General features: G+C 42.2%; 9 protein-coding genes and 1 other annotated feature. All 9 genes read left to right on the forward strand.

From position 1 onward, the window contains the following. Positions 1-80: 80 nt before the first annotated feature. The gene (gene rplA, locus NST09_RS00670; protein ID WP_007496292.1) at positions 81-779 is read left to right on the forward strand and encodes a 50S ribosomal protein L1; all 699 of its coding nucleotides are present in this window, start codon (positions 81-83) and stop codon (positions 777-779) included. Positions 780-825: 46 nt separating this feature from the next. Then, positions 826-966 (forward strand) — a sequence feature (ribosomal protein L10 leader region). Between the two features lie 70 nt (positions 967-1,036). Then, positions 1,037-1,537 carry a 50S ribosomal protein L10 gene (gene rplJ, locus NST09_RS00675; protein ID WP_007496293.1) on the forward strand — a complete coding sequence of 167 codons (501 nt, stop codon included), beginning with the start codon at positions 1,037-1,039 and terminating at the stop codon, positions 1,535-1,537. Between the two features lie 42 nt (positions 1,538-1,579). Continuing rightward, entirely contained in the window at positions 1,580-1,945 is a 366-nt protein-coding gene (gene rplL / locus NST09_RS00680; protein ID WP_008345418.1) for a 50S ribosomal protein L7/L12, read from the forward strand. Positions 1,946-2,041: 96 nt separating this feature from the next. Beyond that, entirely contained in the window at positions 2,042-2,647 is a 606-nt protein-coding gene (locus tag NST09_RS00685) for a class I SAM-dependent methyltransferase (RefSeq protein ID WP_007496296.1), read from the forward strand. A 255-nt stretch (positions 2,648-2,902) separates the two neighbouring features. Further along, positions 2,903-6,484, forward strand: coding sequence for a DNA-directed RNA polymerase subunit beta (gene rpoB / locus NST09_RS00690; protein ID WP_007496297.1), 3,582 nt, complete (start codon positions 2,903-2,905; stop codon positions 6,482-6,484). Positions 6,485-6,545: 61 nt separating this feature from the next. Then, a complete protein-coding gene (rpoC, locus tag NST09_RS00695) occupies positions 6,546-10,145 on the forward strand; it encodes a DNA-directed RNA polymerase subunit beta' (protein ID WP_007496298.1) in 3,600 nt (1,199 codons plus the stop codon). A gap of 146 nt (positions 10,146-10,291) precedes the next feature. After that, a complete protein-coding gene (locus NST09_RS00700) occupies positions 10,292-10,540 on the forward strand; it encodes a 50S ribosomal protein L7ae-like protein (RefSeq protein ID WP_008345416.1) in 249 nt (82 codons plus the stop codon). Between the two features lie 113 nt (positions 10,541-10,653). Then, positions 10,654-11,073 (forward strand): 30S ribosomal protein S12, encoded by a 420-nt coding sequence (gene rpsL / locus NST09_RS00705; RefSeq protein WP_003216962.1) that lies wholly within the window; start codon positions 10,654-10,656, stop codon positions 11,071-11,073. Positions 11,074-11,194: 121 nt separating this feature from the next. Then, complete coding sequence (gene rpsG, locus NST09_RS00710) at positions 11,195-11,665, forward strand: 30S ribosomal protein S7 (protein ID WP_003216884.1); 471 nt, start codon at positions 11,195-11,197, stop codon at positions 11,663-11,665. The last annotated feature ends 42 nt before the right edge of the window (positions 11,666-11,707 follow it).

Here is an 11,707-nt window from a genome sequence, read left to right on the forward strand (position 1 = left end):
GCGAGTTTGGTTTTGACAAGTTCGCAACCCTTATTCGTGGGAGGTTATTCCGCTAAAACCACATAAGGAGGATTTTTATAATGGCTAAAAAAGGTAAAAAGTATGTAGAAGCTGCTAAGCTAATCGAACGTACTAAAGCGTATGATGTAGCTGAAGCTGTTTCTCTTACAAAAAAAGCAAATACAGCGAAATTTGATGCGACTGTAGAAGTTGCTTTTCGTTTGGGCGTAGACCCTCGTAAAAACGATCAACAAATCCGCGGTGCAGTTGTACTTCCTAACGGAACTGGTAAAACTCAACGCGTTCTTGTGTTCGCTAAAGGCGAAAAAGCAAAAGAAGCAGAAGCTGCTGGAGCAGACTACGTTGGAGATTCTGATTACATCACTAAAATCCAACAAGGCTGGTTCGAATTCGATGTAATCGTTGCGACACCTGACATGATGGGTGAAGTTGGTAAGATCGGTCGTGTACTTGGACCAAAAGGTCTTATGCCAAACCCTAAAACAGGAACTGTAACTTTCGAAGTAGAAAAAGCAATCAATGAAATCAAAGCTGGTAAAGTAGAATACCGCGTTGATAAAGCTGGTAACATCCACGCGCCAATCGGAAAGGTTTCTTTCGAGGACGAAAAGCTTGTTGAGAACTTTGCAACAATCTATGACACAATCCTTAAAGCAAAACCTGCAGCGGCTAAAGGTGTATACGTGAAAAACGTTTCTGTTACATCTACTATGGGCCCTGGCGTGAAAGTGGACCCATCTTCTTTCTCTGCAAAATAATTCTTGACTTATCACAACCGTTTTGATAATATCAAAATGTTGTAAAATAGAATAATCATTTATACCGTAGACAGCAGGGGCCTTATGGCTTAATTAACCCGCCGAGGTGTATATGTCACAGTCTTACGTTAACGTATGCTTGTATATACAGCCTCCATGTCTTAATGGAGGCTTTTTATATGGAGAACCGTTCGTTAGGAACGTGATGGCCTGATCGGTATAAGTGTTACACAAAGAATTGTACAGGAGGTGTAACCATGAGCAATGCAATCGATACTAAAAAAGTTGTCGTTGATGAAATTACTTCTAAATTTAAAGACAGTTTGTCTACTGTAATCGTAGATTACCGCGGTCTTTCAGTTTCTGAAGTGACTGAACTTCGTAAACAGCTTCGTGATGCTGGCGTAGAATTCAAAGTTTACAAAAACACTTTGACTCGCCGTGCAGTTGAACAAGTTGAACTAACGGGTTTAAACGATTTCTTAACAGGTCCAAACGCTATCGCATTCAGTAACGAAGATGTTATCGCACCTGCGAAAATCATCAACGAATTTGCGAAAAGCCACGAAGCTTTAGAAATCAAAGCTGGTGTTATCGAAGGAAACGTAGCGACTGTAGAAGAAGTGAAGGCTCTTGCGGAACTTCCGTCTCGCGAAGGCTTACTATCTATGTTGCTTAGCGTTCTTCAAGCTCCAGTTCGTAACCTTGCTCTTGCTACTAAAGCAGTTGCAGATCAAAAAGAAGAACAAGGCGCTTAATGCGTACTTGACGTAAAAAACTTAAAAATGGAGGAATTACAAATGGCTTTAAATATCGAAGAAATCATTGCTTCAGTTAAAGAAGCAACTGTACTTGAGTTAAACGACTTAGTAAAAGCAATCGAAGAAGAATTTGGCGTAACTGCTGCTGCTCCTGTAGCTGTAGCTGCTGGTGGCGGTGCTGCTGCTGAAGAAAAAACTGATTTTGATCTAGTACTTGCTGGTGCTGGAGACCAAAAAATCAAAGTTATCAAAGTGGTTCGTGAAATCACTGGTCTTGGCTTGAAAGAAGCTAAAGAACTTGTTGACAACACTCCAAAACCACTTAAAGAAGGTATTGCTAAAGAAGAAGCTGAAGAACTTAAAGCTAAGCTTGAAGAAGTTGGCGCTTCTGTAGAAGTTAAGTAATCTTCGCCTAATCTTTTGGGAAAGCTCGCTTTTACTGGCGGGCTTTTTCTTTTCTTATCTCCTGAAACGATTGAATCCAGAGGAGGTCCATTCACCATGAGTGACCACTATTATACGGAAAAGCCATCAGTGAAAAGCAATAAACAGACATGGGACTTCACCTTGAGAAACCGTAGCTTTACTTTTACAAGTGACAGTGGAGTGTTTTCTAAGAAAGAAGTCGACTATGGTTCGAGGCTTTTAATTGAAGCTTTTGAAGAACCTGACTTGGATGGCGACGTCTTAGATGTCGGTTGCGGTTATGGACCGATCGGCTTATCGTTAGCAAACGAAATGACAGGCCGCACCATTCATATGATTGATGTGAACGAAAGAGCAGTCGAACTTTCAAAGGAAAACGCTAAGCATAATCGCATTGATAATGTCCGCATCTATCAAAGTGATTTGTTCTCGAATGTTCATTCATCAGCTGCTTTTGCCTCTATACTGACCAATCCCCCAATACGGGCAGGGAAGAAAGTAGTACATGCGATCTTTGAAAAAAGTGCTGATCATTTATTGCCGGAAGGTGAGTTGTGGGTGGTTATTCAGAAAAAACAAGGTGGACCATCTGCGATTGAGAAATTAGAGCAACTTTTTGGAGAAGTGACGGTCGTTATGAAAAAAAAGGGCTACTATATTATCAAAGCTAAAAAAGTTTGACGCAGTTTCCTAGCTGTGTTAACATTATAAAATGCCAATGTGTATATTTTGCTTGATAGGCTTAAAAAACAACTATTTTGTATAAATTATGCATACTTGGGAAAACTAATAAAATCGGTATTTGTTTTTGGATGTGGTTTTCTTATTTTAGAAACCCTTTTTTCTTTTGTCTTGTAAAAGTATTTCTTTACTGACATTTGAAAGACAGAAATACTTTTTACACATATAATACGCATGATTTGAGGGGTGAATCAGTTGACAGGTCAACTAGTTCAGTATGGACGACACCGCCAGCGCAGAAGCTACGCACGCATAAGCGAAGTGTTAGAATTACCAAATCTCATTGAAATTCAAACCTCTTCTTATCAGTGGTTTCTTGATGAGGGTCTTAGAGAGATGTTTCAAGATATATCCCCAATTGAGGATTTTACTGGTAACCTTTCTCTTGAATTCATTGATTACAGCCTAGGGGATCCTAAGTATCCTGTAGCAGAATCAAAAGAACGTGATGTAACTTACTCTGCTCCACTAAGAGTAAAAGTTCGTTTAATTAACAAAGAAACTGGAGAAGTAAAAGACCAAGATGTGTTTATGGGTGATTTCCCAATCATGACAGACACAGGTACTTTTATCATTAATGGTGCGGAACGTGTAATCGTTTCTCAGTTAGTACGTTCTCCAAGTGTATATTTCAGTGGTAAAGTAGACAAAAACGGTAAAAAAGGTTTTACTGCGACTGTCATTCCAAACCGTGGCGCATGGTTAGAATACGAAACTGATGCGAAGGATGTAGTCTATGTACGCATCGATCGCACACGTAAGTTGCCGGTTACGGTTCTTTTGCGTGCTCTCGGCTTCAGCTCTGATCAAGAGATTCTTGACCTCATTGGCGAGAATGAATACTTACGCAACACGTTGGAAAAAGACAATACAGAGAATGCTGATAAAGCACTTCTCGAAATCTACGAGCGTCTTCGTCCTGGAGAGCCGCCAACTGTTGAAAATGCGAAAAGCTTGCTAGACTCTCGCTTCTTTGATCCGAAGAGATATGACTTAGCAAATGTTGGACGCTACAAGATTAATAAGAAGCTTCATATTAAAAATAGACTATTCAATCAAAAATTGGCTGAAACGCTAGTTGATCCTGAAACAGGTGAAATCCTAGCAGAAAAAGGTCAAATTTTAGATAGAAGAGTGCTTGATAAAGTTCTTCCATACTTAGAAAACGGCATCGGATTTAGAAAGCTTTATCCAAACGGTGGCGTAGTAGAGGATGAAGTAGAACTTCAATCTATCAAGATTTATGCACCAACTGATCAAGAAGGCGAGCAAGTGATCAACGTGATTGGTAATGCATATGTAGAGGAAGCTGTGAAGAACATCACGCCTTCTGACATCATTGCTTCAATCAGTTACTTCTTTAACCTACTTCATGGAGTAGGCGACACAGATGATATCGATCACCTTGGTAACCGTCGTCTGCGTTCTGTAGGTGAACTTCTGCAAAACCAATTCCGTATTGGTTTAAGCAGAATGGAGCGTGTTGTTCGTGAAAGAATGTCGATTCAAGACACGAACACGATCACACCTCAGCAGCTGATCAACATCCGTCCTGTGATCGCTTCTATCAAAGAGTTCTTTGGTAGCTCTCAGCTTTCTCAGTTCATGGATCAAACAAACCCGCTTGCTGAATTGACACACAAACGTCGTCTATCAGCGCTTGGACCGGGTGGTTTGACACGTGAGCGTGCAGGAATGGAAGTTCGTGACGTTCACTATTCTCACTATGGTCGTATGTGTCCGATTGAAACACCAGAGGGTCCAAACATTGGTTTGATCAACTCTCTATCTTCATTTGCGAAAGTGAATCGCTTCGGATTTATCGAAACACCTTACCGTCGGGTTGATCCTGAAACAGGTAAAGTGACGCCGAGAATCGATTACCTAACAGCTGATGAAGAGGATAACTACGTAGTAGCACAAGCGAACGCTATATTAGGTGAAGATGGTTCGTTTATTGATGATAATATCATTGCTCGTTTCAGAGGGGAAAACACCGTTGTTCCTCGAAATCGCGTTGACTACATGGACGTTTCGCCGAAGCAGGTTGTTTCTGCGGCGACAGCATGTATCCCATTCTTAGAAAACGATGACTCTAACCGTGCTCTAATGGGAGCGAACATGCAACGTCAGGCTGTGCCTTTGATGCAGCCGGAATCACCAATTGTTGGTACAGGTATGGAGTATGTATCAGGTAAAGACTCTGGTGCTGCTGTGATCTGCCGTTACCCAGGTGTTGTAGAACGTGTTGAAGCGAAGAATATTTGGGTTCGCCGTTATGAAGACGTTGACGGACAACAAGTCAAAGGAAACCTAGACAAATACAGCTTGCTGAAATTTGTCCGCTCTAACCAAGGGACTTGCTACAACCAGCGCCCAATTGTAAGTGTTGGAGATGAAGTCGTCAAAGGAGAAATCCTTGCAGACGGTCCTTCTATGGAAAAAGGTGAATTGGCTCTAGGACGTAACGTCATGGTCGGCTTCATGACTTGGGACGGTTACAACTATGAGGATGCGATCATTATGAGTGAGCGCCTTGTAAAAGATGACGTCTACACTTCTATTCATATTGAAGAATATGAATCAGAAGCTCGTGATACAAAGCTTGGACCAGAAGAAATTACGCGTGATATTCCAAACGTTGGGGAAGATGCTTTACGCAACCTTGACGAGCGTGGAATCATCCGTATTGGTGCAGAAGTAAAAGACGGAGATCTTCTTGTCGGGAAAGTAACGCCTAAAGGTGTAACAGAACTAACAGCTGAAGAACGTCTATTACATGCAATCTTCGGTGAAAAGGCTCGTGAAGTACGTGATACGTCTCTACGTGTACCACACGGCGGCGGCGGAATCATCCACGATGTCAAAGTCTTTAACCGTGAAGATGGAGATGAATTACCACCAGGTGTTAACCAGTTAGTCCGTGTATACATCGTTCAGAAGCGTAAAATTTCTGAAGGTGACAAAATGGCCGGACGACATGGTAACAAAGGGGTTATCTCCAAAATCCTTCCAGAAGAAGATATGCCGTATCTTCCAGATGGAACACCGATTGATATCATGTTAAACCCTCTAGGGGTACCATCTCGTATGAATATCGGTCAGGTACTTGAGCTTCATATGGGTATGGCTGCACGTTACCTAGGCATCCACATTGCGTCACCAGTATTTGATGGTGCGCGTGAGGAAGATGTTTGGGAAACGCTTGAAGAAGCAGGTATGTCCCGTGATGCGAAAACAGTCCTTTATGACGGTCGAACTGGTGAACCATTCGATAACCGTGTATCAGTGGGAATCATGTACATGATCAAACTGGCTCACATGGTTGACGATAAACTTCACGCTCGTTCAACTGGACCATACTCACTTGTTACGCAGCAGCCACTGGGCGGTAAAGCACAGTTTGGTGGACAGCGTTTCGGAGAGATGGAAGTATGGGCACTTGAAGCTTACGGTGCAGCATATACACTTCAAGAAATCTTAACTGTAAAATCGGATGACGTTGTGGGTCGTGTGAAAACATACGAAGCGATCGTCAAAGGGGATAACGTACCTGAACCAGGTGTCCCTGAATCATTCAAAGTATTAATTAAAGAACTTCAAAGTTTAGGTATGGATGTGAAAATCCTATCTGGCGATGAAGAAGAGATAGAAATGAGAGATTTAGAAGACGATGAGGAAACGAAGAAAGCAGACGGATTAGCGTTATCTAATGACGAAGATGCTGCAGACCTCGCACCTGTCGATCTTGAACGTGACGCAGTCACAAAAGAATAGCAGAAACGATTAGAGCAAGTGACTAGGGTATAACCCGAAGATTAAAAGGGAGGTAGGCCCCTTGCTAGATGTGAACAATTTTGAGTATATGAACATCGGTCTCGCATCACCTGATAAAATCCGTTCTTGGTCTTTTGGTGAAGTGAAAAAGCCTGAAACGATTAACTATCGTACACTGAAACCGGAAAAAGATGGTCTCTTTTGTGAACGTATCTTCGGACCGCAAAAAGACTGGGAATGTCATTGTGGAAAGTATAAACGCGTTCGTTATAAGGGTGTTGTATGTGACCGTTGTGGTGTAGAAGTAACACGGGCAAAAGTCCGTCGTGAGAGAATGGGGCATATCGAACTGGCTGCCCCAGTTTCCCACATTTGGTATTTCAAAGGTATCCCAAGCCGTATGGGTCTTGTTCTAGATATGTCACCACGTGCGTTAGAAGAAGTGATTTACTTCGCTTCTTACGTCGTGACTGATCCGGGCAACACACCGCTTGAGAAGAAACAACTTCTTTCTGAGAAAGAATTCCGTGCTTATTTAGATAAATACGGTAACACCTTCCAAGCAGCTATGGGTGCAGAAGCAATTAACAAACTTCTTCAAGATATCGATCTTGTGAAAGAAGTAGATACACTCAAAGAAGAGCTAAAAACAGCTCAAGGACAGCGTCGTACACGTGCGATCAAACGCCTTGAAGTGTTGGAAGCTTTCCGTAACTCAGGAAACAAACCGTCTTGGATGATCCTTGATGTACTTCCGGTTATTCCACCAGAATTACGTCCAATGGTTCAGCTTGATGGCGGACGTTTTGCTACTTCTGACTTGAACGACCTTTATCGTCGTGTCATCAACCGTAACAATCGTCTGAAACGTTTATTAGATCTTGGTGCGCCAAGCATCATCGTTCAGAACGAGAAGCGTATGCTTCAAGAAGCTGTCGATGCCTTGATTGATAATGGACGTAGAGGCCGACCAGTAACAGGACCAGGAAATAGACCATTGAAATCTCTTTCTCACATGCTGAAAGGGAAACAAGGGCGTTTCCGTCAAAACTTGCTTGGTAAACGTGTTGACTATTCTGGACGTTCCGTTATCGTCGTTGGACCACATTTGAAAATGTATCAGTGTGGACTTCCGAAAGAAATGGCTCTTGAACTATTCAAACCATTCGTGATGAAGGAACTTGTTGAAAAAGGATTAGCTCACAACATTAAGAGCGCGAAACGTAAGATTGAGCGCGTGCAGCCGGAAGTTTGGGATGTTTTAGAATCAGTGATTCGTGAGCATCCAGTCTTACTAAACCGTGCACCAACTCTTCACAGACTTGGTATTCAAGCGTTTGAACCTACACTTGTGGAAGGACGCGCAATTCGTTTGCATCCACTTGTATGTACTGCCTACAACGCTGACTTTGATGGTGACCAAATGGCGGTTCACGTACCATTATCTGCTGAAGCTCAAGCTGAAGCTCGTATCTTAATGCTTGCTGCTCAAAACATTTTGAACCCGAAAGATGGAAAACCTGTTGTTACGCCATCTCAGGATATGGTGCTAGGTAACTACTACCTTACACTTGAGCGTAAAGGTGCTATCGGAGAAGGTATGGTATTCAAAGATACGAACGAAGCCCTTCTAGCTTATCAAAATGGGTATGTGCATCTTCATACACGTGTAGCTGTTGCAGCTAACTCGTTGAAGAATGTGACATTCACTGATGAACAGCGTTCTAAATTGTTGATTACAACAGTTGGAAAACTAATCTTTAACGAAATCTTACCGGAATCATTCCCATACATGAATGAACCGACTAAGAGCAATATTGAAGAAAAAACGCCTGACCGCTTCTTCCTTGAAAAAGGTGAAGATGTCAAAGCTGCGATCGAGAAACAAGAAATCAATGCGCCGTTCAAAAAAGGTATTTTAGGTAAAATCATTGCGGAAATCTTTAAGAGATTCCATATCACTGAAACATCTAAAATGCTTGACCGCATGAAAAATCTTGGTTTCAAATACTCTACTAAAGCGGGTATTACGGTTGGGGTGTCTGATATCGTCGTATTAGATGATAAACAGAAGATCCTCGAAGAAGCGCAAGCAAAAGTAGATAACGTCATGAAGCAATTCAGACGTGGTTTGATTACTGAAGAAGAGCGTTACGAGAGAGTCATTTCGATCTGGAGTTCTTCTAAAGATGTCATCCAAGGTAAACTGATGAAGTCCCTTGATGAAGTCAACCCTATCTACATGATGAGTGACTCTGGAGCGCGTGGTAACGCATCTAACTTCACTCAGCTGGCTGGTATGCGTGGTCTGATGGCCAACCCGGCTGGACGTATCATTGAACTTCCGATTAAATCTAGTTTCCGTGAAGGTTTAACCGTATTGGAATACTTTATTTCCACTCACGGAGCGCGTAAAGGTCTTGCCGATACAGCTCTTAAAACAGCTGACTCAGGTTACCTCACGCGTCGTCTCGTTGACGTTGCACAGGATGTTATCATCCGTGAAACAGATTGCGGTACAGACCGTGGAATCTTGGCGAAGTCCATTAAAGAAGGAAATGAAATTATTGAGAAACTTGAAGAACGTCTGATCGGACGTTTTGCAAGAAAACCAATTGTTCATCCTGAAACGGGCGAAGTCATTGTTGGCGAAAACGAACTAATTGATGAAGATAAAGCACTTGAAGTAGTTGAAGCAGGAATCGAGGAAGTATGGATCCGTTCTGCATTTACATGTAACACGCCTCATGGTGTATGTAAACGATGCTACGGCCGTAACCTTGCAACTGGTACTGACGTTGAAGTCGGTGAAGCAGTTGGAATCATCGCTGCACAATCGATCGGTGAGCCAGGAACACAGCTTACAATGCGTACGTTCCACACCGGTGGGGTAGCAGGAGACGATATCACTCAAGGTTTACCTCGTATCCAAGAGTTATTTGAAGCGCGTAATCCGAAAGGGCAGGCAACCATTTCTGAAATTGATGGTGTCGTTGCTGAAATTAACGATGTTCGTGACAAGCAACAGGAAATTGTGGTTCAAGGCGAAGTTGAAACTCGCTCTTACACAGCTCCTTACAATGCACGTCTGAAAGTTGTTGAAGGTGACAAAGTCACTCGTGGTCAAGTACTGACAGAAGGTTCAATCGATCCGAAAGAACTTCTTAAAGTGACTGATATGACAGCTGTTCAAGAATATCTGCTTCATGAAGTACAAAAAGTATACCGTATGCAAGGGGTAGAAATCGGAGATAAGCACGTAGAAGTAATGGTTCGCCAAATGCTTCGTAAAGTGCGTGTCGCTGATGCAGGGGATACAGATGTATTACCAGGCACACTTCTTGATGTACACCAATTCACAGAAGCGAACAAAAAAGTACTATTCGAAGGCAAACGTCCTGCAACAGGCCGTCCAGTTCTTCTTGGTATTACAAAAGCATCGCTTGAAACAGACTCGTTCTTGTCTGCAGCATCCTTCCAAGAAACGACTCGTGTCCTAACAGATGCGGCGATCAAAGGAAAACGTGATGAACTGCTTGGCTTGAAAGAGAATGTCATCATCGGTAAACTTGTTCCTGCTGGAACTGGAATGCCAAACTACCGTAAAGTTAAGCCGGTTTCACAAGTGCAGCCGTCTGACGATATGGTTCCTGTAGAGTAATCTTTCTCTTAAGATTTCTATAAAAATCATCAAAAAATGGTGAAGGATGTCAAGATAATCTGTCAAACGATATTGACATCCTTCTGCCATGATGATAATATAACCAAGGTGCTCAAAATAAAACCTGTTACTTTGGAGGATATTCGATGTCTTATGATAAAGTATCACAGGCTCAATCCATTATTATTGGTACGAAGCAAACAGTAAAAGCTCTGAAACGAGATTCAGTGAAGGAAATCGTCGTAGCGAAAGATGCTGATCCTGCTTTAACCGCTAGTGTAATGAAACTAGCGCAAGAGAAGGGTGTAGACATTTTAGTGGTAGATTCCATGAAAAAGCTCGGCAAGGCCTGCGGAATTGAAGTTGGGGCAGCAGCTGTTGCCATTATGTTATAGCGTACTTGTTTTGTTTTTGCATGCTTAAAATGCAAAAGCATTGTTTTTTGCCTTTTGATGAACCACCTGGGTATGTGGGTTATAAAAAAAGTAATGAAGGGAGGAATAACAACATGCCTACAATTAATCAGCTAATACGCAAAGGACGCGTGAGTAAAGTTGAAAACTCAAAGTCTCCTGCACTTAACAAAGGATACAACAGTTTCAAAAAAGAGCACACTAACGTAACATCTCCACAGAAGCGCGGGGTTTGTACTCGTGTCGGTACAATGACACCGAAAAAACCAAACTCAGCACTACGTAAATATGCTCGTGTACGTTTGTCTAACCTGATTGAGGTAACAGCTTACATTCCTGGTATCGGACATAACCTACAAGAGCACAGTGTAGTACTTATCCGTGGCGGACGTGTAAAAGACTTACCGGGTGTACGTTACCACATCGTTCGTGGTGCGCTTGATACTGCCGGAGTTGACGGTCGTATGCAAGGACGTTCTAAATACGGAACAAAACGCCCTAAACAAAGCAAATAATATAAACAAACATAAGGGTTTTTAGAAGTTGAGTTCAGATCAGTGGAGTCAGGCAGCTGACAATGAAATTGAGATGAAAGACAGATAGAAATCCTTTTAAAAGAGAAGGGAGGCTATTCAGATGCCACGTAAAGGTCCTGTAGCAAAAAGAGACGTTTTGCCAGATCCAATTTACAATTCTAAACTTGTATCTCGTTTGATCAACAAAATGATGATCGACGGTAAAAGAGGAAAGTCACAAACTATTCTCTACAAGTCATTTGATATCATCAAAGAACGTACTGGTAATGAAGCGATGGAGGTTTTCGAACAAGCCTTGAAAAACATCATGCCAGTTCTTGAAGTTAAAGCACGTCGTGTAGGTGGAGCTAACTACCAAGTTCCTGTAGAAGTTCGCCCAGATCGTCGTACGACTTTAGGTCTTCGCTGGTTAGTAAACTACGCTCGTCTTCGTGGAGAAAAAACGATGGAAGAGCGTCTTGCTAACGAAATCCTTGACGCAGCTAACAACACTGGTGCTGCTGTTAAGAAACGTGAAGATACACACAAAATGGCAGAAGCGAACAAAGCATTCGCTCACTACCGCTGGTAGGATTTATACCAAACTAAAAAAACTATTCCCTAATAAGGAAGG

The sequence above is a fragment of the Bacillus sp. FSL W7-1346 genome (assembly GCF_038593335.1).
Taxonomy (GTDB): domain Bacteria; phylum Bacillota; class Bacilli; order Bacillales; family Bacillaceae; genus Bacillus; species Bacillus altitudinis.

Excerpts from the sequence above, each read along its gene's own strand:
- rplJ (WP_007496293.1), top strand. The coding sequence starts at position 1,037 with ATGAGCAATGCAATCGATACTAAAAAAGTTGTCGTTGATGAAATTACT.
- rpsL (WP_003216962.1), top strand. The coding sequence starts at position 10,654 with ATGCCTACAATTAATCAGCTAATACGCAAAGGACGCGTGAGTAAAGTT.
- rplA (WP_007496292.1), top strand. The coding sequence starts at position 81 with ATGGCTAAAAAAGGTAAAAAGTATGTAGAAGCTGCTAAGCTAATCGAA.
- rplL (WP_008345418.1), top strand. The coding sequence starts at position 1,580 with ATGGCTTTAAATATCGAAGAAATCATTGCTTCAGTTAAAGAAGCAACT.
- NST09_RS00700 (WP_008345416.1), top strand. The coding sequence starts at position 10,292 with ATGTCTTATGATAAAGTATCACAGGCTCAATCCATTATTATTGGTACG.
- rpsG (WP_003216884.1), top strand. The coding sequence starts at position 11,195 with ATGCCACGTAAAGGTCCTGTAGCAAAAAGAGACGTTTTGCCAGATCCA.
- NST09_RS00685 (WP_007496296.1), top strand. The coding sequence starts at position 2,042 with ATGAGTGACCACTATTATACGGAAAAGCCATCAGTGAAAAGCAATAAA.